The 23,396-nt window shown below is 34.5% G+C and carries 11 protein-coding genes, 4 tRNA genes and 2 pseudogenes; 2 read left to right on the forward strand and 15 right to left on the reverse strand.

What is annotated here, in order from left to right; all coding sequences use genetic code 11:
- Window positions 1-163: 163 nt before the first annotated feature.
- From cysA to cysP, 4 genes are read right to left on the reverse strand one after another with little or no spacing between them, the layout of a single operon-like run.
- A complete protein-coding gene (gene cysA, locus ERCIKOCA2762_RS01700) occupies window positions 164-1,234 on the reverse strand; it encodes a sulfate/thiosulfate ABC transporter ATP-binding protein CysA (protein WP_157988488.1) in 1,071 nt (356 codons plus the stop codon).
- Window positions 1,224-2,105, reverse strand: coding sequence for a sulfate/thiosulfate ABC transporter permease CysW (cysW, locus tag ERCIKOCA2762_RS01705; RefSeq protein WP_157988489.1), 882 nt, complete (start codon window positions 2,103-2,105; stop codon window positions 1,224-1,226). Before cysW ends, cysA begins: the two co-directional genes overlap by 11 nt.
- Window positions 2,105-2,938, reverse strand: a complete 834-nt coding sequence (cysT, locus tag ERCIKOCA2762_RS01710; protein WP_157988490.1) for a sulfate/thiosulfate ABC transporter permease CysT — start codon at window positions 2,936-2,938, stop codon at window positions 2,105-2,107. Before cysT ends, cysW begins: the two co-directional genes overlap by 1 nt.
- A 2-nt stretch (window positions 2,939-2,940) precedes the next feature.
- Complete coding sequence (gene cysP / locus ERCIKOCA2762_RS01715; RefSeq protein ID WP_157988491.1) at window positions 2,941-3,954, reverse strand: thiosulfate ABC transporter substrate-binding protein CysP; 1,014 nt, start codon at window positions 3,952-3,954, stop codon at window positions 2,941-2,943.
- Between the two features lie 1,693 nt (window positions 3,955-5,647).
- On the opposite strand from cysP, the gene accB reads away from it, so the two are divergent.
- Together accB and accC are read left to right on the forward strand one after the other, a co-directional pair.
- A complete protein-coding gene (gene accB / locus ERCIKOCA2762_RS01720; RefSeq protein WP_157988492.1) occupies window positions 5,648-6,133 on the forward strand; it encodes an acetyl-CoA carboxylase biotin carboxyl carrier protein in 486 nt (161 codons plus the stop codon).
- A gap of 11 nt (window positions 6,134-6,144) precedes the next feature.
- On the forward strand, window positions 6,145-7,494 hold the full coding sequence (gene accC, locus ERCIKOCA2762_RS01725) for an acetyl-CoA carboxylase biotin carboxylase subunit (protein WP_157988493.1): 1,350 nt from the start codon (window positions 6,145-6,147) through the stop codon (window positions 7,492-7,494).
- Window positions 7,495-9,395: 1,901 nt separating this feature from the next.
- Here accC and ERCIKOCA2762_RS01730 read toward each other — a convergent pair.
- The 11 genes and pseudogenes from ERCIKOCA2762_RS01730 to recB all read right to left on the reverse strand — a co-directional run bounded on the left by ERCIKOCA2762_RS01730 (window position 9,396) and on the right by recB (window position 22,577).
- Window positions 9,396-9,470, reverse strand: a tRNA-Gln gene (locus tag ERCIKOCA2762_RS01730).
- Window positions 9,471-9,477: 7 nt separating this feature from the next.
- A tRNA-Met gene (locus ERCIKOCA2762_RS01735) sits at window positions 9,478-9,554 on the reverse strand.
- Between the two features lie 48 nt (window positions 9,555-9,602).
- Window positions 9,603-9,674 (reverse strand) — tRNA-Gln (locus tag ERCIKOCA2762_RS01740).
- A 24-nt stretch (window positions 9,675-9,698) separates the two neighbouring features.
- Window positions 9,699-9,783 (reverse strand) — tRNA-Leu (locus ERCIKOCA2762_RS01745).
- Window positions 9,784-10,239: 456 nt separating this feature from the next.
- Window positions 10,240-10,455, reverse strand: a pseudogene (locus tag ERCIKOCA2762_RS03550) (HAD hydrolase-like protein); the annotation flags it as partial.
- A gap of 461 nt (window positions 10,456-10,916) precedes the next feature.
- Window positions 10,917-11,375 (reverse strand): annotated as a pseudogene (rimI, locus tag ERCIKOCA2762_RS01755) (ribosomal protein S18-alanine N-acetyltransferase).
- A gap of 1,275 nt (window positions 11,376-12,650) precedes the next feature.
- Window positions 12,651-13,541 carry a lipoyl synthase gene (gene lipA / locus ERCIKOCA2762_RS01760; protein WP_331879595.1) on the reverse strand — a complete coding sequence of 297 codons (891 nt, stop codon included), beginning with the start codon at window positions 13,539-13,541 and terminating at the stop codon, window positions 12,651-12,653.
- A 782-nt stretch (window positions 13,542-14,323) separates the two neighbouring features.
- A complete protein-coding gene (gene lipB / locus ERCIKOCA2762_RS01765) occupies window positions 14,324-14,983 on the reverse strand; it encodes a lipoyl(octanoyl) transferase LipB (RefSeq protein WP_157988495.1) in 660 nt (219 codons plus the stop codon).
- Between the two features lie 100 nt (window positions 14,984-15,083).
- Window positions 15,084-15,347 carry a DUF493 family protein YbeD gene (gene ybeD / locus ERCIKOCA2762_RS01770; RefSeq protein ID WP_157988496.1) on the reverse strand — a complete coding sequence of 88 codons (264 nt, stop codon included), beginning with the start codon at window positions 15,345-15,347 and terminating at the stop codon, window positions 15,084-15,086.
- 1,807 nt (window positions 15,348-17,154) lie between these two features.
- Window positions 17,155-18,822 (reverse strand): glutamine--tRNA ligase, encoded by a 1,668-nt coding sequence (glnS, locus tag ERCIKOCA2762_RS01775; RefSeq protein WP_157988497.1) that lies wholly within the window; start codon window positions 18,820-18,822, stop codon window positions 17,155-17,157.
- 200 nt (window positions 18,823-19,022) lie between these two features.
- A complete protein-coding gene (gene recB, locus ERCIKOCA2762_RS01780) occupies window positions 19,023-22,577 on the reverse strand; it encodes an exodeoxyribonuclease V subunit beta (protein ID WP_157988498.1) in 3,555 nt (1,184 codons plus the stop codon).
- Window positions 22,578-23,396 lie beyond the last annotated feature (819 nt).

Raw genomic sequence — 23,396 nt, forward strand, 5'->3', positions numbered from 1 at the left:
TTTGTGACATAGAGTGGTTCTCTATCCTCTATATTGTGTACATAAAATATACTTAATATCTATTTTATTGAAATGCTATCAGAGACACACTAAGAGAATGAACGGTTCTTAAACACATCTAGCAATCTTATAGAAAAATTTTGAGATATTCAGTGTTAAACATCTAGTATGCATATAATGCTGTATCGCCATGATACAAGCGTGCATTTTTTAAACCCACAAACAAAGCTTGACCACGTGTTGGTGAAATATGTCCATGTTGCATAATTACACTAAGAGGATTAACTTGCCATCCGTTCGGTTGCAGTATGACTTGCCAGTAATGGCCACGTGGACTCACCTCCAATATAATAGCAGGCAAAGGTATCTCCACGGTGCTCTGGAGGCTTAACTCTATCTCCCATGGACGTAGAAAGAGCTCAATGTTTCCTTCATATGAGGTGGCATTAGTTAATGCCCAATGATAGCCTCCCACTATTATTGTGGAGTTAGTAATTGTCCCATGAACACAATTAACTTCTCCAAGAAATTCTAGAACAAACCTAGTTTTTGGAAATCGCCATACTGTATCTGGTGTTCCAACTTGTTCAATACTACCATGATTCATAACCACTATACGTTCTGCAACCTCCATCGCTTCTTCCTGGTCATGAGTCACAAATACACTCGTAAATTGCAATTCTTCATGTAACTGTCGCAGCCAGCGACGTAGTTCCTTGCGTACTTGAGCATCCAACGCTCCAAATGGTTCGTCCAGTAATAAAATTTGCGGTTCTACTGCTAGAGCACGAGCTAGAGCTACGCGCTGCTTTTGTCCTCCTGAAAGCTGAGCCGGAAAACGTGTGGTTAAATGTCCTAATTGTACCATATCCAATAAACGTCTGACTTTTTTCTTAATTTCAATCACGGTAGGACGTTTGCGCTTTGGTAAAACTTGTAAACCAAAGGCGATATTATTAAATACTGTCATATGCCGAAACAGTGCATAATGTTGGAAAACAAAACCTACTTGACGATCTCGAGCATGTAGCTGGCTAACGTCGTTGCCATGAAAACTCAGACGGCCACTATTCTGATGTTCTAATCCAGCAATTATTCGAAGTAGTGTGGTTTTGCCTGAACCAGAAGGTCCTAATAACGCTACAAGTTCTCCAGAGGTAATATCTAGAGATATGTGGTTCAATACCCTTGTCTGACCGAAAAACTTATTAATATTGACAATTTCAATACTCATAATGTCCCTTTTCCCACGCGTGTCTTTGAACTTGTCTTTTAAGTCGCCATTGCAGCGCGCTTTTGATCAACAGCATAAATATTGCCATGATAGTTAAAAGAGCGGCTGCTGTAAAAGCACCAACATCATTACAGTCCTGATGTAACATTTCCACCTGTAATGGTAAAGTGTAAGTTTCACCACGTATGGATCCTGATACCACTGATACTGCACCGAATTCACCAATAGCACGTGCATTAGTTAAAACCACACCATACAGCAGAGCCCAACGAATGTTTGGTAAGGTGACGCGAAAAAACATCTTCCATCCGCGTGCTCCTAATAGCACTGCTGCTTCATCCTCATTCTTACCCTGACTCAACATCATGGGTACTAATTCACGTACAACAAATGGACAGGTAATAAAAATCGTGACGAGTACCATGCCCTTCCATGAAAACATTAACTGAATATTATGTGCATTCAGCCATCCTCCTAATTGACCGTTAATACCCCAAAATAGCAAATACATTAATCCTGCAACAACAGGTGAAATGGCGAAGGGAATATCAAACAACGTTAGCAATAATTGTCGACCAGGAAATGTAAATCGCGCCACCAACCAAGCTAATAATGTTCCAAATATCACATTGATCGGTACTACAATGAAAGAAATTAATAAGGTTAGACCAATAGCATGCAGCATATTCGCGTCCTGCAGATTACTGAAGAGTATTCTCGGTCCTTCAGAAAAAGCAGTAAGAAAAATTACCATGAGTGGTATCACTAATAAAAATAGAGAAATTATTACCCCTATACCTATTAGCACCCGCTGATTCCACTGGTGAATGCACGAATGCTCTATGCTGAGAACTTCGCTCATTTCCGGCATTAGTGTCCTCCAATTCTTCGACCAAAGCGGCCTTGTAAGATGTTTATCGTGAATAATAGCACTAATGAGGCAATTAAAATGACTGAAGCAATTGCGGTAGCCGCTGGATAATCATATTCCTGTAGACGAACAAAAATCATTAAAGATGTCACCTCAGTTTTCCAGGCAATATTTCCAGCTATAAAAATAACTGCACCAAATTCACCTAAACTACGTGTAAAAGATAGTACTGTGCCAGCGAGCAATGCAGGTCCTACTTCCGGTAATATAATACGCAAGAAGCTTTGCATGGGTGAGGCGCCAAGTGTTTCAGCTGCCTCTTCATACTCTGGCCCCAATTCTTCTAGTACTGGTTGCACAGTGCGTATAACAAAAGGGGCGCTAGTGAATGCCATTGCAAGCGCAATACCAAGCCAAGTATACGAGACTTGGATACCTAAAGACGCCAACCAATGCCCGTACCAGCCATTAACAGAAAATAATTCAGTCAACGTAAGACCAGCAACAGCGGTAGGAAGAGCAAAAGGAAGGTCAATGAGACCATCTAAAAGTATACGCCCAGGAAAACGATAACGCGTTAAAATCCAAGCCATTAACATTCCGAAAAATGCATTAAACAGAGATGCAACTCCAGCAGATATCAATGTTACTTTATATGCGGCCACTACTTGTGGATTGGTAATCACCTCCCAATATTGTTCTAAAGTCATTTGCGATAACTGCATCAGCAAAGCACTAATTGGTAATAATATAATTAGACAGGTAAAAAATAAGCTGCTACCAAGACTTATGCTAAAACCTGGTAATACTTTTTTTCTTTGTGTGACTAACATGATTACTCATGCCTCTCTGATAAAAGCTGATCTAGTTCGCCGCCGCTAGAAAAATGCATTTTTATTATGCGATCCCAACTACCAAACATTTTCTCTATCGCAAAAAATTTAGTATATGGAAAACGATCTTTGTTAATTGTCATTAAGCGCTGATTATTAACGCGATAGTAAAAATGTGTCATAATTTTTTGGGCGGAGGGTGTGTATAAATAATGTAGATAAGCTTTTGCGGCTTTTTCGGTATGGTTCTGAGTGAGATTTTTATCAATCCAGGTAACAGGAAATTTTGCTAAAATATTAGTAGCTGGTACGATAACTTCATAACCTTGCTGCGCATATCGATCGCGAATAGTATTAACTTCCGACTCAAAACTAATTAATACATCCCCTATTCTATGACTAACAAATGTTGTTGTAGCACCGCGTCCACCTGTATCAAATACTTCCACATTGTGTAGTAACTGTGTCATAAATTTTCTAGTCTGTAATGTATTATTACCATTCGTGAGATTAGCCGCGCCCCATGCAGCTAACCAAGCATAACGTCCATTTCCAGATGTTTTCGGATTAGCAAAAATCAATCTCACATCTTTGCGTGCTAGATCCTGCCAGTCTTGGATATTTTTTGGGTTACCTTTTCGCACCAAAAATGCCATTGTAGAATAAAATGGTGAGCTGCTGTTTGGCAGACGTTCTTGCCAGTTGAAGGGGATGAGCTTACCCCTATCGTGCAAAATTTGCACATCAGTAACTTGATTGTAAGTAACCACGTCTGCTTTCAATCCTTGTAAGATAGACAGCGCTTGTTTTGACGAACCTGCATGAGACTGTTTAATGGTTAAAATATCATTAGGATACATTTGAGCCCACTGTTTTTCAAAAACAATATTTAGGGCTAAAAATAGTTCTCGTGAAACATCATAAGAGCTATTTAGTAATACAGTCGCCTGTACACCACCACTCAGAACTAACGTGAAAAAACAGGCTATGCATTTTTTTATTACTGGTAATATCATTACACCTCCTAGAGAGCACACACCTAAGTAAAGCTATTGGCTAAGTGTATTGATACATTGCAGTAAAACCGTAGCGGTTTTATATATCGTTTCGTGCTTCTCAATGAGAAAACACTATAAGTATTTTATTTTCTTAACCGCTTGAAGGATCGCCTGTATACTTACAACATCTATTTGAAAAGCATTGCATACAAAATTTTTGGAAAACCACTCAACTTATGGACTCTGTACTTTTGGTGAAAAATTTGCTAATACTGATTTTCATACGCATGGATCAAACTATAGGTTCTGCATGATATTTACGGAATATATAATCTATTTAATAAATAATGTCCATACAAACACTGATGCAAATCTTACGTAACCATCCAAATAACCAATGATGGTATAGGGATTGAGACCGTATTAAAGATACTTTTCTGAATAGAAATTATTAAGAACTACTTGAGTAAAAATAAAAATGATATCGCTTTAGCATCAATGACATGTACTATGAATAATTTTACCATTCCCAAAAGATCTTTCAGACGTGCTACGTCTGAAAACTATGATTTATCCTCGTGATTACTTGGTTACCAAAGATTCCAAAAACTATAGTATGTGATTAAGAATTTGCCTGTCTTACACTAATCACCACTCTTTTTTTAGGAATGTTATTGTCGATGCAATTCTGCTGTATATACAGATAATTACACTGCATTTAAAAAAAAGACTAACTCTTTTGCATAAATACATATAAGATATAATCTGTGCATCATTTAAGGTTATACAAGTTGATCAACTGCCTCTAAAACTACTGTGTTCAGTTGCATGAAATTAAATAAAATTAGATACAATAATGTATAGCTAATATCCTCTACATAAGAGAGTGACCAATCTATCAGTGCTACTCTTAGGTATATGCTATTTATTTGCTGGATGAATAAAAGATATAATCTGAGTGCTTTTAGTCTTAGTTTAATGTATGTAGATGAATATTATTGTGTGCTACCATCCCTTCAAACAACCTATTTATGAGTTCTTCTTATTGGAACATTCAAACCATCTAATTAATTATAGTAGTATTGTAAGAATATACTGACCAGAATCGAATAAACATGGATAAAAATCTATATTTTATGTAGCTTATCCGTAAATTTTGGCGGAAAGAGTGACAAAATTGATTTAGCAATGTATTTTGTACGATAGTTGAATAATCATAGATCATGGCAAAAATATGATCAATAAATGATATATGATGTGGCCAATATTTCAAATAACTCTACTATAGTACGTATCAGAACATTAAGACAGTGATATATTGTGAAGCACAGAGTTAATCTCTGCACAAATCACTAATGTTCTTTCCAGAAAACCTATAAAAACTAAGTACAATCTAGCTAACACTCGACTAAGTAGTATAAATAAATAGAGGTGAAAATAATATGGGTAATATTGTCATGCATCCATGATGCATGCAACCATATCATATAAATATTACTTGATATCCACTACGTGGATAGAAAACATTCATTTACATCTGTGATACATGTGAACCTACTAAGTCTATATTCAACATCAAACGTATATGTAACCCTCTTGCATAATGAGAGTCGAACGCTAATCCTTAACAGATACCTCCTAACTTGATCCAACGATCAAGCGTAGTACAATGCCACTACCTTCTGATTAAGCTAAGTATGGAATAAAATTAATGGATATTCGTAAAATTAAAAAACTAATTGCATTAGTAGAAGAATCAGGCATCTCTGAATTAGAGATCACTGAAAGTGAAGCGTCAGTACGTATCATCCGCACGATACAGGGTACCAGTTATACTACTCTTCAGCACAATCACGCAACATCAATTGTACAACAACCATGTGTAGGAAAAGACACACCCTCTATTTCTACATCCATACCAGAAACGTTCATTGCACCTCAACCTCAAGAACAAGAATTAGAAGGCTATATTGTACGATCACCCATGGTTGGTACTGTCTATCGCACTCCAAGTGCTGACGCAAAAGCTTTTGTGGAAGTGGGTCAGACAGTCCACCCTGGTGATACTTTATGTATTGTAGAAGCAATGAAAATGATGAATCACATTGAAGCAGAAAAGTCTGGTGTTATAAAAGCAATTTTGGTGGAAAGTGGTCAACCTGTTGAATTTGATGAACCATTGCTCGTCATTGAATAACGAGGCTAACAATGCTGGATAAAATTATCATTGCTAACCGTGGTGAAATTGCGCTACGTATTTTACGTGCTTGTAAAGAGCTTGGAATTAAAACAGTTGCAGTCCACTCTACAGTAGACCGTGACCTAAAGCATGTGTTGCTTGCAGATGAAACAGTCTGTATCGGTCCACCGCCATCCATCAAAAGCTATTTGAATATCCCAGCTTTAATTTCTGCAGCAGAGATTACTGGTGCCGTCGCTATCCACCCTGGCTATGGATTTCTTTCAGAAAATGCAGACTTTGCTGAGCAAATGGAACGTTCTGGATTTATCTTTATTGGCCCCAAAGCGGATACTATTCGTTTAATGGGCGACAAAGTTTCAGCAATTACTGTAATGAAGAAAGCTGGTATCCCCACAGTTCCTGGTTCTGATGGACCTCTTACTGAAGATATGGCAAAGAATAGAGCTTTCGCGAAGCGCATTGGCTACCCTGTGATGATTAAAGCTTCTGGTGGAGGCGGCGGTCGTGGAATGCATGTAGTACATAAAGACAAAGACCTGGAATCATTAATTAATATGACAAAAACAGAAGCAAAAGCAGCTTTTAACAACGATATGGTGTATATGGAAAAGTACCTGGAAAATCCACGTCATATTGAAATACAGGTTTTAGCTGATGGACATGGTAATGCCATCTACCTTGCTGAACGTGATTGCTCTATGCAACGTAGACATCAGAAAGTAGTAGAAGAAGCACCAGCACCCGGTATTACTTCTACAATGAGACAATATATTGGTGATTGTTGCTCAAAAGCTTGTATTGATATCGGTTATCGTGGTGCAGGAACCTTTGAATTTTTGTATGAAAACGGTAAGTTTTACTTCATTGAAATGAATACACGCATCCAAGTTGAACACCCTGTAACTGAAATGATTACTGGGATTGATTTGATTAAGGAACAACTACGCATTGCGGCCGGACATCCTTTATCCATTAAAGAAGAGGAAGTGATTATTCGTGGCCACTCAGTAGAGTGTCGTATTAATGCTGAAGATGCTCAAACTTTTATGCCTAGTCCTGGAAAAATTACTCGCTTCCATGCACCTGGAGGTTTTGGAGTACGTTGGGAATCACATGTCTATGCTGGTTATAGCGTACCGCTATACTATGACTCAATGATTGGCAAACTCATTACATTTGGAGAAAATCGTGATGTAGCAATTGCGCGCATGAAAAATGCATTAACTGAATTAATTATTGATGGAATCAAGACTAATGTCAAACTCCAAATGAATATCATGTCGGACGAAAACTTTCAGATGGGTGGAACCAATATTCATTATCTAGAAAAAAAACTAGGTTTAACCGAGACATAAGAGCAAAAATTATATGTGAGAAAAGTAAATATACAATATTTTATTGTATCTTCTATAAATTTAATGTCATACTTCAGTAATATTTAGAGCTGTATTTTATTTTAGATTGACTCTACCTGTAGTATAAATTCCTTATGTGATCAGTATGACTAATACTCGTACTGATCAGTACATATGTTCTCGTTGACCTCGTATTTTATTTCCTATGATAACCTTATACATTAGATACAGCGTATCCTGTATAATATCCGTCGCGTAATTGTTTTGCAGTAGCACATATCTTAATTGCTATGAATACATGCATGTTATATTATACAAACATTCATTATGTCTATAATAGTGTTATTCTCATTTTCTATCTATGAAGAGAGGCATTAAACATCTGGTCGACATCATGTAGTGGAATTGTTGATTTTACATTAAATGTAAACTACATAGCTGTGTAATAAGAGTTGTTACTAGTTACTAAAAAAACTAGCACCTTATTTTTAGTTTTAAAATGGAGAGGTCATTAATATTTACAAATATTCTTCACTCGCAAAAATAAAAATAGAGAGAATCGAACATAAATCTACCATGATAAGTTTCAAACAGGAGATAAATTAATATAATCAGAAAATATAATCGTTATAAATAAACAAAAAATAATTACTTCTTATGAAATAAGAAGAACGAGAGGTGTATGCTGTACATATGTGCGTTCATTGTATCTTCATATCACTAGATCAGTGTAATCTAAAACAATAATGCGTATGTATGATGAAAGATATGCATGCACAATAGGTAAGGTTCAAATGGGGACGGATTCAAAAAGATCCAAGCAATCACAAAAGTCATGCCGCTAACATCCAATCTCACAGTATGTAGATAGTAGTTGCCTAACAATAAAATCATAAACTCTGATATATTTTGTAATGCATTTACATTTGATAACCGCAATCAAAAAACCTTTATTTTATATTTACAAAATATTATAAGACTTATAAGAATTTTTCACCGTCATATGGATATATTATCAGCAATAGTTATGAACAACTATACGTTCTAGATATCCCCTACAACAGTAATCATTAGAACCGTGTCCGTATTTTTATGAAAATACACTAGGACTTGTGTGTAAATTTAGCACCTGATAGTATAAATAAATAAATCGTACTATAATGTGTTTCATGCCGTCACTTGGCTCATATCTTTCGTCTGAAAATAATATTGTCTCTCACATATAGATCCAATCAGACATATGATGGAGATTGATATAAATCATTTGTTCTAATAATCAGAAAAGCATAATCATTTACCTATCTTCTAATTTAGCATTAAAATAAACGCAGTAATGCTACTATTATCACGGATATAAAAAATATAAAAATAGTTATTGAATTGATTTAACATTTTCATTTTTCATTCCAAAACTATATCAATGTTTTTTCTCATCATCCTGCAATATTTTTATATCTGTTACATACCACATCTATACGAGTATAGTAGACTACCAGTAGTGCAGTTTGCGCATACTTTCCTATGACATGCCTTGATTATATGGATACATATACCTATATCGATATTGATCTATAAAATAGTATGTAATTTATGCCATAGATTACAAGAAAAGATAGATTGAACAGAACAAAATGCCAGGATATGAATCTATGGTATTTCTGTCAAAAGGAATGTAAGCACGCATTATATAATCGTATTATTATATAATCTCGTACTTATGATGTATAGATCCTCCTCGTATTATGATGAGGGTCTATTATATTCTATATGTTATATCAACTAGGCAGTCTATACATACAGACTCTTTATCCATCGCTAAAACATATACAAATATCTGTAATACCAGTCAAGATTAAAATAAAGATGTGATCGCAAATACTTGAATTATATGATAATTATCATGGCTGGGGTGCAGGGATTCGAACCCCGGAATGCTGGTATCAGAAACCAGAGCCTTACCACTTGGCGACACCCCAAATACATTGGTGGCTACTACGGGAATCGAACCTGTGACCCCAGCATTATGAGTGCTGTGCTCTAACCAGCTGAGCTAAGTAGCCTATATTTTAGATGTGACAATAATCAGAAAAGATGAGATTGTCCAATGACTGGGGTACCTGGATTCGAACCAGGGAATGCCGGTATCAAAAACCGGTGCCTTGCCGCTTGGCTATACCCCATACATGCTTGCCTATAAGTATCAGTGGTGCGGAAGGCGAGACTTGAACTCGCAGACCTTTCGGCGCCAGAACCTAAATCTGGTGCGTTTACCAATTTCGCCACTTCCGCGCTAAAATTTTACTACTAAAATACTTATTTAAAAAATGACTCTTCAGTATTGATACTAAAAATCACACATCGTATTATGTTAATTTTTGCCCTCTACGTCAACTAGTTTTTTATAACAAATAAAAATAGCAGTGATACGGTAAACTTAATAAAAATATAAATTTAAGAGATTAATCGATCGAATAATACTGTTCTTTATACGATCAAGTATTGACAAGTAACCATCTATAGATCAATTATCTATATACCATATAGCGCGTAGTATTCACTGCGGTGACAGTGTATTTCGGAAAAATATTGGTTGTAAATTCCAACTCTAATTTTAATGAAGTACATCATGAACATGATTCACTAAACTATATAATAGTATTATGAGGAATATACTACATTCAGCCTCTGGTAGTTACCTCAATTTCAAATTATACCAGTAATATTGTTCCATTTTTAATTTATGAACTAGAGAGTTAACAAATCTTGCAATTCTATTAACGATGAAACTTGCCAATAAGGACGAATTGCTTTTTGGTGCCTTGTGCCACTATGATTTAACCAGCGTGTTAACATACCCGCATTGATACCGCCTATAATATCTGATTCAAAATTATCTCTCACCATCATAACATTACGACGTGTGGGGTAAGACATTTTTTGCAAGGCATAATCGAAAATTTTTTTGTTGGGCTTTGCAGAACCAACTGGTTTTTGGAAATTACAAGGATAGCTACATACTTGGCGAAAAAACGATTGATGCGTGTTTCTTGCAGAATAGCAAAACCATTAGTAATAATACCTATTTTACTTTACTATATATTCGATTTAAAATATCAATGGCTCCTGGGCGTGGCGTGCGAATGTCTCCCATTATTTGAAGAAAGTTTGTGTTTAACTGATTTGTAGTAATCTTTAACTTATGCTAAAAATGCATGAAGCGTCTGTCTTGTAATTCTAATAAGTCATAGAACTATTTTTGATATTCTGCTCATAGTGTCTGATTGATTGCCTGATAGGGATCATAGTCGTCGTAACTGAAAGAGCTATGATATAGCTTAAAATAGTTGTTGTAGACCAGAAAAAGCATCAAAAATAGAATAATGTATCATCTGCGTCAAATAATATCCAATCTAATTTTAAGATCATATGTTTAGTCGACATGACATAGTGAGAGCCATAATAATAGCATCTTCTTTTCCATTAATCGTTTGATAATATTCTGGACGAACATACACTTCATTAAAATTGAAATGTCTATAAAACATTATTGCCGGATAATTTGACGCACGTACCTCTAGTCATAACATGCCCACACCGTGTGTTTTGAGCTCTTTGATTAAATAATTAAGCAGAACTTTCCCTAATCCATGTCTTTGAAATTTAGGATCAACTGCAAGGTTGAGAAGTGTAGCTTCATCTAATACCCATTGGCTAATCACAAAAGCAGCCATTACTCCATTAACCATAAGACAAAAATTTAAATAACGCGGACCTTGATTGCTAAAAAATATGTTTTTCATCCAAGGATAAGAATGACTACGTCTTTCAATATCAAATGCGGCATTACAATTATGCGGGCCAAGCACAGCAATCTGATTCATATCATCTACTTCATTAATTAATTATTCGCAACCTTCTATTCAACCTTTATCACATTCTTAACAGTTGTTCTATTGTACAATATAGTAGATAAAACCTTATGTGAATAAAATTCTAGCTTACGTTTTTAGAATCAAGTCATTATAATAAGATTATAATCTTAATTAACCTTAATTTAAACATTGAAACATCAATATTTCTATATATTATACAATGCAGTAACTTCAATCTACCTCTGAGATATTCACTCAATACGATATGCATCAAAAAAGTATGTTATCATCATATTTTTCATAAAACACCATCTATTTTTTTACAATCTATGTCAAATCTATATTTTGCCATAACAAATACAGAAAATGTATACTAATTGATTCATACTTGTATCCATTATTAATGTTTGCAGTTATCAAGGTAAAGATAAAGAATGCATGATTATATACAGAAATAATAGATTATATGCATCTGCATAGTAATTTCTTCCTTTTCCTAGATTAGTTATGCTTTTCCATTATACTAAAGGTATCACAAACTTGATGGTACCATTAGTATAACTATCGCAGGTTTTATTTGTCAGTATGTTTTTTAAAAAATCTTACGATTGCTATTATTGATGATATATACAATTCTAATAGCGATAGAAAAAGGACATATACCGCGTATTTACTCTATCACCTTCTTTTTTTAAATCGTATATGCTAATGTTATACAGTTCATTTATGGATGATAAGATATAAATATATTCCTGATAAGAAAAAACTTCACTGAGTATACAACCACTCAATCGTGTAGTGACTCATGTAGATACATATTAAGGGTACGCTCTAGATTCATGTACTATACTACATGGTACATAAACTCTTTTAATATTTTAATACTAGATCTGATCATACTTTATCAGTATATCATTTTCATGATATGCAATCATCAATTGATCACCGTAATGTTTATAGGTTTCTAACCTATACCACTCACATCAAGCATCTTGAATCACTTTAAAGATAATACCAAAGATAATACCAAACAATATTGTAGTAAAAGTTAATATAATATAATTAACATTAGATGAAGAAGCGACAAATCTCATGTCTTTATTTTTAGATATTTGTATTCTTAATATTATCAGGACTACTACAGTTCTTGTGAAGTTTATCGTTACCTTTAGTGCTTACTAACATCATACCAATATTTTCATAAAGGCATGTGCAGCAATCTACTTATATCACGTTTTTGACGGTATAACCAAGAGGACCAATTATTCTTAATTGTATGGAAACCTATGTCATTATTAACCCTTTGATCTGCTTTTCTGCATGATAAGAAGAACGAACAAAGGGACCGCACGCGGCATGACTAAACCCTAGCGCTCTAGCTACTTTTTTTATTTTATCAAATTCTTCTGGGCTAACATATCTATGCACCGGTAAATGATGGTGACTAGGTTGTAAATATTGCCCAATAGTGAGCATGCTCACACCACTTTGGCGTAGATCATACATAACATCTGTTACTTCAGATTCTGTTTCACCTAATCCCACCATCAAACCAGATTTTGTAGGGATTTCTGGGTGCAATTCCTTGAAATACTTTAACAATCTTAATGAGTGTTTATAATTTGCACCAGGACGCACTACATTATAGATACGTGGAACGTTTTCTATATTATGATTGAATACAGTCGGTGGTGTTGAGCTAAGTATCTCAAGAGCACGCGGCATACATCCACGAAAATCAGGTACTAAAATTTCAATTTTTATTGATGGGTTTTTTTTACGAATAGCATTAATGCAGTCAGAAAAATGTTGCGCGCCTCCATCACGCAGGTCATCGCGATCTACCGAAGTGATAACTACGTATCTAATAGACATCTCGTAAAGAGCACGTGCTATATTCTCTGGTTCATTAATATCTGGACTCATGGGGCGTCCGTGCTTAATATCACAAAACGGACAATGACGAGTGCAAATGGCACCTAAAATCATAAAAGTAGCTATGCCACGGGTAAAACATTCATAAATATTTGGACAAGAGGCTTCTTCACACACAGAATAGAGACTATGTTTACGCATTGTATCTTTTAGACTTTGAATATTAGTCCAATTGGTAGGTAATTTAATTTTCATCCATTTAGGCTTTTGCAAAAAATATAAATTTTTTTTCATTCTCATATCGTCTTGAGTGCCATCTGTGATATTTATATCATCTACTTTGAGGGCACTCTGGCTTATGATTGAATTATCCATCTTACCACTAATCCTATGTAATCAAGTGATACCGTATGATTTGAAAAGAGTTTTTCACAAAAAACTCTAGTGGTTTTGCTAAGTCAATAAACTGTATTATTAGGTGAAATAAATGATTTTGTACTTGCAAAGAAAATAACATCCCCAATAAAAAAAATACTGCGTACTCAAGCTGACAGCCTCTATTTAAGCTAGAAAAAATACACCGTTTTGTGTAAGGTGGCGATAGTTAATAATATTATTATGTGTCATCTATACAACTAATACACACCTATTTCTCTGGCATTCCATAGTAAATTTAAGCAATGAAGCATTCATAAAATATTATGCATTAAAAACCAATGAAAGGCTCTATAAGATATCTACAATAGCTTAGTGGATATAATCACTAGATAAAGCAATAAATTCTCTCTAATAATAATGAATGATATCTAGTGATAGAGATTTATAAGATAATTTTAAAGAATTAGTGTGTATGATACTGCATCGATGATCATATTGAGTATGATCCGATTAATATTAGCTAAAAACAAAATACAGATATTTTTTGAAACCTTCAGTACACCTCATAACTCTTTGACCATTAATTGTTTTAGAATATATGCATATATTATCTGCTAAATCCTAAGTCTTAATGAATGTTAATTAACTCTTGTCTTAATAACTTGCGTCGCGTATGTGTACGATATATTTTTCCATTTCTTCAACTATTCACCCAGATAACTAGTATTGTTACCCCAAAAAATATCTTTAATCGCTAAGTAAGATGTAAAATGACGTATTAATACTGGCTGAACTTCTGACAACGTCAAGTCTGGTTTTTGTTGTGCTAACTGAGTCATCTCAAGTTGATGGTCGCCGCAAGGATGAATATATAGAAATGGGGTTAAATCCATATTAATATTCAGAGCTAAACCATGATATGAACACCCCTTTCTTATACGTAATCCAAGTGAACATATTTTTTTTCCGTCTATGTACACACCCGGTGCACCAGATATAAGATGCGCACTTACAGAAAAATGAATTAGCGTGGTAAGGACTGTTTGTTCAATAGCACTGACAAGCTGATGAACGCTAAGTCTACGTCTTTGTAAATTCAGCATTATATACAGTACTTGCTGTCCTGGGCCATGGTAGGTTATTCCACCTCCGCGATCACTCTGCATAACAGGAATATTTTGTAGCATGAATACAGGTTCTTTGGTACTAGTTTGTCCTTTTGTAAACACTGGCAGATGCTCTACTAACCAAATTTCATCTAGCGTCATCTGATTGCGTTGATTGGTAAACTGCTGCATAGCAAATACAACAGACGTCCAATCCTGTAGACCAAGCTGTCGAATTACAAGGGTGTCTAGAGACACTACATCTACCCTCATCCTATAGAATTTTCAAATGCATCTCAATCATTCTTTTTTATGAGATACGCGTATCACATCTTCAATCAGTTTTCTACGATAGAAATTACAATACTATACGTACCGCTTTAATCTTGCTTAATGCATTATACAACGTTTCCACTTGTTGTATGTTGTGTGCAGTAATAGTAATAGAAATTGAATAATAGTTTTTTTTGCTACTTATTTTAATGCTGGGAAAATACTGACCAGGTGCATGATCTTGTACAATTTTCACTATATTACCCGGTAGATCTGCGTGCGCAAAACCTATGACTTTATAAGTAAATAACGTGGGAAATGCAAGCAGATCTCTAAGATTGGTTTTCATACATCCTCCGATGTGCAAAATCAAGACTCAAAATTTCAATACGAAATCTCATAGATTCAAAATAGACACAGTATATTAGTAGTCATGATCCTTATCGTTGCTAATAGTTTTTACAAAGATCCGTAGTCCTCCAGGATATACTTGATATTTTTAAGATGTGTAGAAGAGAATTTTTCTTCTATAAAAACGTGATCTACTATGGCGTAAGTATTGCGGTAAACTACATGAAAGTATAAAATAAAAAAATTATTCACGCGTATTTGTGATTAATTTTTAATTGAATTTACTACCAGATTTCTTTTTTTAAAATATACGACATTATTGTATATCAGCGCTGCAAGCTCTACTGAAACTGTATTTTCTACTGCTCAATAAAGTAGAAGTGATTGATGATTAATATGTATATAGATGTATTACTAGATGAAAATCATGGTGAGGTATATTCAAGTTCTAATCTAGCTCATTTTGAGATCTAGATTATCTTTTAATAATTGTGTAAGAGCAGTAATATTTAAATCCTACATCTATATCTAGTTAAATTTATATATATTCTCGCACATCACGTGCTAAGTGAAAACACACAACAAAAGACACAAATTTTTTAAAAACTATATCTTGTACAGATCTAAAATCTATATGATTCATCATATCTCAAAATTCACTTATGAAAAATTCTGTAATACTTAGATTATTTTTATTGCTTTTCGTCAATATATTATAATCATTCATGCTTTTCCTATTCGTTGGCTACTTATAATCACTACATGTTTTATACACTATAAAGCTTAGTTATTCATATTTGCTATTTTTCTCAAATAACTGATAATTGAATATTGTATATTCGATATATAACATATAGATAAATATCTACAGAACAAACAATGAGAAAATTTTATTTTCTTATATCATGTAAGGATATTACTTATAATCTATAATAACCAGCGTATAACTGGCTAAGTCACACGCAATCACTACAGCGTATCTATGCTAATCGATGCTAGATTAATAATGGGCTACACCCAGTCATTTTCGTTTACCTGGCATCAGTCATACTTTAGACATAAGTAATATACTGGAATACAATATCTATAAAGAATTAAAGTCCGATGCGTTTTTATCTGTTCCACATCAATACTAAATACTTCACGAACTCTATGCACATAGATTAGAAAATTAAGATCATAATACTAACAACCATCCTTGGCTAATACTAATGTATTTGACAGTATTAACACTATGAGTAATAATGATTATATCATGTAGCTATAAAGAATTGTTTTCTAGTTCTGTTTTCTATATAATATTTGTTTGGAATAACATCCCAGTAAAAATAAATTTTTAGTACAAAGTAATTAATCGCATTCTTGTGATATTTGTACTTTGTATCAAATTAATGATAGATATATGGCATAATTGCTTATGACCAACATTTGTTTTAGAACCGCAAAATATATTTAAAATCTAACGAGAGATGATAGCTCATTATTATTAAATTTTTTTGCAACACATTCATGGTAAAAAAATATATTTTATAGTCTAGCTCTACACTAGATAAATTTTTTGATAAAATTTATTACAGCACTTATTATTTTAGTTTTACAATATAAAAAATAACATTTAACTCATAATTTATAATGTACACTTTCCCACAGGTTTGTGCTCACCATATATAATACTGGCAATAGTAGAATCATGAAGTATTCAAAGTCCTAGATAGAGCTCTTATACCAGCAAGATACATGCTTCTATGACAACATCCACAAACATAGCGTGCATCGTATCATACGCCAACTGTATAAAGAGGTGGCTATGTATTACTGTTTAACCAAGTTTGACGTAAACCAACAATACGATTAAACACTAACTTATTTGCAGTAGAATGCACGCTATCAGCACAAAAATAACCCTCTCTCTCAAATTGGTAGGCTAAAGATATTGGCGCATATTGCATACTGTTTTCCACAAAACCTTGTCGAATCATCATAGAATTTGGATTAAGTGTGTTGAATATATCTTCTGAAGCTGCTGGATTTACAGATGTAAATAATGGTTCATATAGACGAAATTCTGCAGATAAAGCATATTGAAAGGATACCCAATGAATCACCCCTGTGATTTTGCGACCATCAATTGGATCGCCGTTAAAGGTATTAACATCGCAAGAGCAGAATATACAAGTGATCTGACCTAGATCATCCTTTTCTATACTCTCTGCCTTAATGGTACAAGCATGGCGTAAACGTACCTCTTTGCCAATCATCAAACGTTTATAATTCTTGCGTGGTTCTTCACAAAAATCAGAACGATCAATATAGATCTCCTTGGTAAACGGAACCACACGCGTTCCCATCTCATTCTTATTGGGATGGCACGGCATACTTAGCATCCTTTCATATCCATCTGGGAGATTTATAATGAAAACTCTAACCGCGTCCAATACAGCCATAGCTCGCGGTGCGTTTTCATTTAGATCTTCTCGAATACAACTTTCTAATGCTGCTATCTCAATGAGGTTTTCCTGTTTAGTAATACCAATACGACGGCAGAATTCACGTATAGAGGCAGCAGTGTAGCCCCTGCGACGCATACCAGCCAGAGTCAGCATTCTTGGATCGTCCCATCCTTCTACAATCTGCTCAGTCACTAAACGATTTAAATGGCGCTTAGATGTAATCGCATATTCAAGGTTTAGGCGCGAAAATTCATACTGTTGTGGATGAGTAGCAATGGTAATGTTATTCAAAATCCAATCATATAGACGACGATTATCCTGGAATTCCATAGTGCATAATGAATGCGTAATTCCTTCAAGGGCATCAGAAATACAATGAGCAAAATCATACATCGGATATATGCACCATTTATTGCCAGTTTGATGATGATCGATAAATTTTATCCGATAAAGAACTGGGTCTCGTAAGATCATAAAACTAGAAGCCATATTGATTTTAGCACGTAAACAAGCAGCACCTTCAGAGAAGTCGCCATTACGCATCTGAGAAAATAACTTAAGATTATCTACCACGCTGCGATTACGATAAGGGCTATTCTGTCCTGCTACAGTCAAGCTACCACGATATTCACGAATTAGATTCGGTGATAATTCATCTACATATGCCAAGCCTTTTTTAATAAGCTCAATAGCATATGCATATTGTTGCTCAAAAAAATCTGAGGCGTATCGAATAGAACCATGCCACTGAAATCCAAGCCATGTAACATCATGTTTAATGGATTCGATAAACTCCATATTTTCATTCACAGGATTTGTATCATCAAAACGCAAATGGCATTGGCCTTTATAATCTGCCGCAATAGTAAAGTTTAAACAGATAGATTTTGCATGACCAATATGTAGATAACCATTCGGTTCAGGCGGAAAACGAGTACGCACTATAGCATGCATACCCCGTGCCAGATCTTTATCAATAATCTGACGAATAAAGTTGGTTTTGTACGATACAACCTGATTCATGTTAAATTTCCTCAACCAATACATGATATAAAAATCTATTATGACTTGTATATATTTGACGTATAGATAGCCAAATTAGGCGCCACTGCATTATTTTTTGCATGTTGCGCTCTCGCGCCAAAGATTCAATTTACTTAGTTATTTTTAATCTAGTCATCATACATAGCAGATGGTAGAAAATTTTTTATACCTTTAAAAATTTAGACCTCATGTGAAAAAAGTTGATCCAGAGCATTAATGAAACTCAAATCTAAAAGGATTTGATAAATCCCATAACTATGATTTGTATTATCTATACCACGCAAAAAGAGATACAATATTCCACCAACATGACGCTCATAATTATAATGTACTAGGCGATGACGCAAATAACGATGCAATGCCAACATATAAAATTGATACTGTAAGTCATAACGATGCTCTTGTATTGCACGCATCATCGCCGCCTGAGTATAGCAACCGCTCTCTTGGCCCAACCAATTAGATTTGTAATCTACAATATAATATTTCCCATTCCAGAAAAATACTAGATCAATAAAACCTTGCAGCATGCCTCGTACCTGATGAAATCTAAGTGGAGCACAAGTGGCAGATAATGGATCCTGTCTGATAATTCTATTAAGTTTTTCCGCCGTCATCAAAGGAGAGATCGGTAAATAGAATTGCATTTCCACCCGTTTATCTTGCCTAGGTATTTGGAATAAACTAACACCTGTATTGTTCAGAGGAGTATTCAAAATATTGTTAACCCAATGCAATATCATAGGTCCCCAATCTTTTTTAAACCCTTGTAGCATCAGTTGTTTATCCACCCAGCTTTCATTTAATAATAGATTAACATCTAGGGTTTCCAAAAGCTTATGGAGGAATAGCCCTGACCTAACGCCTCGCGGAAAAGTATGTGGAGTTAGCGACACAGACGATATTTGTTGGTTTTTTTCTACTGGGTCTGGTAAACGAAGATTTAAAGATCTTAAAGGTGATGCATCCTTTAATGTTAGAGGACAAAGACTAGATTTCTGGTGCAAATCTGAATAACTTGTGACTCGCCAATAATCTTCTAAGGTCTGTAATACAGGACTATCTCTTAAGGTTGTTGTTGCGATTGGTTGCGTATTTAAATCTGTCCATGGACAACCTTCTCCCTCTGATGATATAATCACTTTAGTTGCATCTGTATTAAAAACTGTCAGCGCTGATAGAAGGCTATCCACATCCATAATCCTTCCTTTTTGGATTAGATAACCTAACGCGCTTTGGTGAATATCTGTCTGTATGGTGTTTTTTCGTATACTCAGAGATAAGGGTGCTATACCAACACTACAGTGAAATACTGAACGAGTGAGTGCGACATATAATAAACGTACATCTTCGGCTAATCTCTCCTTGTCAGCTAGCATCATACTATTAGGCGTTGCATCTAAATCTAGCAATGTAGTGAATGTTTTATCGTCATGGTAAATAGCATGACGGGCCTGAACAAAAGACACAGCAAAAGGTATCCATACTAAAGGGTATTGTAATCCTTTGGATTTATGAATCGTAATAATCTTGATTAGGTTATAATTATGTTCTGCCCGTAGACGCTGATTCGATATTGTAGTGTCTTCTTTTTGAATTTTCTTGCTCAACCAGCGTACTAATGCGTTGTGATTATCGAAATTACCAGCATGTACCTGTAAAATTTCACCTATATGTAGCAGATCCGTTAAATAACGCTCGCCATGCGTAAATGATAGTAGAGTAGCCTCTAGCTTCCTGTTTTTAATTAACTTGCGAAGCATTGGTAAAACTCCGTGTGTTTTCCAGTAGTGTTGGTAATTCATGAACTCCTCTATCAGGGCATTCTGCATTGCTGCATTGTTCTTAACAGTCTCTAATACCGAAACCTTCATACCAAATATATTAGTTATTAAGCAACTGAGAAACACAGACTCTTTCTCAGGTGTTAACAGAGCTTTTAAGAGCAACAGCATCTCTCGTGCTGCTAATGTAGTAAACACACTCTCCCTATTGGAGATATACGCCGATGGAATATTTAAGATCTCTAGCGCTTTTCGTATTAATTCTGCTTCATGCTTATTACGCACCAATACAGTAATGTCAGAAATTTTTACTGGATGTTGAATTGTGTTTTTACCTAAAATAGCCGCATTATTTTTACCCAAAGATAACCAATGACTAATTTCTACTGCACACTGTTTGGCCATAAATGCTTGATAGTCATTAAGGTTTACACGATGACCAGATTGAAAAAAAAATGTTAAAGCAGGTTGCTTTATATCGTTTAAGCTAAAATACATATCATGATTTGTTTTTGCTGATTTAACAGGTATAAATGGTATTTCTGTAAACAAAAATGGATTACTATGATGTATAAATAAATGATTAATCGCATTCACCATACTTGCAGATGAACGTTGATTAATATCTAATGTATAGTGTTTTTTAATTTCAGCGCGAGCTTTTATATAGGTGAAAATATTAGCTCCACGAAAAGAGTAAATTGCTTGTTTGGGATCACCGACTAGTAGAAGCGCAGTATTCGGTTTTCGGTAATATAAAGTCCGAAAAATGCAATATTGCTGAAGATCTGTATCTTGAAATTCATCTATGAATACTACTGGATGACTTTGTCGAATAGACGCCGCAAATATTTCACCAGCTGGTTTTTTTAATGCAGTATTCATCAGTTTGAGTAAATCATAGAACCCCATCTGAGATTGTGCATTTTTTTCTTTCTGGACATAAGCTCTAATGCTCTGTAGTCCATGAGAAATTATCAGATGGCGTAAGGATAGCTGGTTTGAAAGAAAAAACTCGATCTGCTCAAAAAGAGGATGATACGGAGGCTCTCCTTGGGTTGTTTTATCTATTAATATATTCTGGCTAAAGCGCACCAGATCTTTTGCTATAACATAATCTAATGTTTCAGAGAGCGCCCATTGTGTAATATTATATAACCAAGCTGGCAGATTTTTACTATTATAGGTGCGGCGACTAATCCCGGATTTCTCAATTAATTCACACACATTATTTGTATCAAGCCACATTTTTTTTAACATATTGATGCGTGTGATAATTTTTTCATGCCGCTGCTCAATAGTGTCATTATTATGTATCTTGTCTTTTATAAAGAGTTCTTCTTGGCATAAAAATGGCGATAATGTTTGAAATAACTGATCTGGGCCCAACCAGATCTTTCTAATGATACGAGCGATAGGTAGAGGTAATAAGTAGAGATTTCGTCTCCAAAAATCCACTGTGCCTCGATATTGTAAGATGGTTTCATCTTCTATAAATGCGTGCTGGAATAACACACCAGCTTCAAAAGCTTTACTCTTTAGCATCCGCTGACAAAAACTATGTATAGTACAAATTACAGCATCATTCATGTTACGCTCGGCAATTAATAAATACGAGATAGCCTGGGGTATATCACTAATCTCAGACATCAATACCGCGAGTACTGGATTGTGCGTTTCACCACGAACGCAAGCAATGCGTAGTTCTTGTATATTCAAACGAATACGTGCACGTAATTCTGCTGTGGCAGCTTCAGTAAAAGTCACTACTAAAATTTCTTTAATCGATAATCGTCGTATAAAATCGGATTTTCCTCCTAAACCCAGTAAAAGACGCAGATAGAGTAATCCGATAGTAAAAGTTTTTCCAGTGCCTGCCGATGCCTCAATTAACACATCTCCCCACAGCGGTAATGTCAATGGCATAAAACTAGAAACGACATCTTGCATTAGTATTCACCATACTGGCATGATAAAATATTGAATATATAATCTCTTTTTTCGCACACAAAAACTGAATATAAAATTAATATGGAATAAAATTTTTTAAGATGAGTGTTAGAAACGCCTATCGGTAACAACCATATGTTTTTTAAAAAAATTAAACTATTTTCTTTTTAATACACACAATGAATTGAGATACTTTTTACTTAAAATATACAAAACACTTTAGAATTTATTACAAAAATGCTAAACTGTGACTGGAAACCTCTTTTTTCTAGAAATATGTCAGTAGCATACATTCTGTGTATTGATATCCAGTGTTTTGTAAAAGTAGAATGATAGCGATCACTTCGTGATCCACATCACATACCTGCAGAATAAAAGATTTTGCAACATAGTCGTAATAACTGCCTGATGTATTGTGATACCATCGTCAAAAATTTTTAGAGTGATTGCTTCGTGATCTTTGCACATCTTTTAAGATATATAATTTTTCAATAAACTAACTATATTTATCATTACTATTGATAGCATCAATCATGAGAACACCAAAATACAATATGCACCATATATAATATTGAAAGATAGCACTATCATTCAGTGGATATACGTATTATTCACAACTCATACATATTATCAATGCCATTACAGTTTTAAAATCATCACTGTGTTATAATTTTTAAAAGAATGATATATAGTCAACAGAAATCTATTTATTAGACTATGAATAATTAAAAATGAATAATCATGTTCTGTATATAGATATTGGATTATGCAAGACAACAACAGAGCATAATAAAAATTTTCAATATATATTTTTAAACT

Source organism: Candidatus Erwinia haradaeae (assembly GCF_900698935.1).
Taxonomy (GTDB): Bacteria; Pseudomonadota; Gammaproteobacteria; order Enterobacterales; family Enterobacteriaceae; genus Erwinia_E; species Erwinia_E haradaeae_D.

Excerpts from the sequence above, each read along its gene's own strand:
- cysA (WP_157988488.1), bottom strand. The coding sequence starts at position 1,234 with ATGAGTATTGAAATTGTCAATATTAATAAGTTTTTCGGTCAGACAAGG.
- cysW (WP_157988489.1), bottom strand. The coding sequence starts at position 2,105 with ATGCCGGAAATGAGCGAAGTTCTCAGCATAGAGCATTCGTGCATTCAC.
- cysT (WP_157988490.1), bottom strand. The coding sequence starts at position 2,938 with ATGTTAGTCACACAAAGAAAAAAAGTATTACCAGGTTTTAGCATAAGT.
- cysP (WP_157988491.1), bottom strand. The coding sequence starts at position 3,954 with ATGATATTACCAGTAATAAAAAAATGCATAGCCTGTTTTTTCACGTTA.
- accB (WP_157988492.1), top strand. The coding sequence starts at position 5,648 with ATGGATATTCGTAAAATTAAAAAACTAATTGCATTAGTAGAAGAATCA.
- accC (WP_157988493.1), top strand. The coding sequence starts at position 6,145 with ATGCTGGATAAAATTATCATTGCTAACCGTGGTGAAATTGCGCTACGT.
- lipA (WP_331879595.1), bottom strand. The coding sequence starts at position 13,541 with ATGAGAATGAAAAAAAATTTATATTTTTTGCAAAAGCCTAAATGGATG.
- ybeD (WP_157988496.1), bottom strand. The coding sequence starts at position 15,347 with ATGAAAACCAATCTTAGAGATCTGCTTGCATTTCCCACGTTATTTACT.
- glnS (WP_157988497.1), bottom strand. The coding sequence starts at position 18,822 with ATGAATCAGGTTGTATCGTACAAAACCAACTTTATTCGTCAGATTATT.
- recB (WP_157988498.1), bottom strand. The coding sequence starts at position 22,577 with ATGCAAGATGTCGTTTCTAGTTTTATGCCATTGACATTACCGCTGTGG.